This window comes from Streptomyces katrae, assembly GCF_000966975.1.
Classification (GTDB): Bacteria; Actinomycetota; Actinomycetes; order Streptomycetales; family Streptomycetaceae; genus Streptomyces; species Streptomyces katrae.
On sequence record NZ_JZWV01000612.1, the window covers coordinates 1 to 381 of the forward strand.

Below are 381 nucleotides of genomic sequence, written 5' to 3' on the forward strand. Positions count from 1 at the left end.
TCGTACGAACCGGGGCTCTCGTGCGTGCCCGCCGTGACCGGCGGCGGGCTCGGCCGTTGGACACGGCATGACCAAGACCCAGCGCATCCTCGCCGCCTTCGCCCTCGCGGGGGCCGCCGCGGGCCTCGCCGCACCTGCCGCCTCCGCCGCGCCGGCCGCCCCGCTCACCCTCCCGGACCTGCCCCAGGCCGCTCCGGGCATGCCCGCGGGCGCCATGCCGGGCTCCGTCCAGGACATCGGGGCGAAGGTCAGCGAAGGGGCCAACCAGCTCAACCAGCTGATGACGCTGCCGGACCAGCTCCAGCCCGTGATCGCCCCCGTGGCCCCCCTGGTCGACCTGCTGGGCGCCGTCCAGTAGCCGCCGGCCCCCCGCCCCGCCCC

General features: G+C 77.7%; 1 protein-coding gene. It reads left to right on the forward strand.

Annotation, left to right across the window (positions count from 1 at the left end):
• Positions 1–67: 67 nt before the first annotated feature.
• Positions 68–358: a hypothetical protein gene (locus VR44_RS21940; RefSeq protein WP_045949280.1), complete on the forward strand. Its 291-nt coding sequence runs from the start codon at positions 68–70 to the stop codon at positions 356–358.
• Positions 359–381 lie beyond the last annotated feature (23 nt).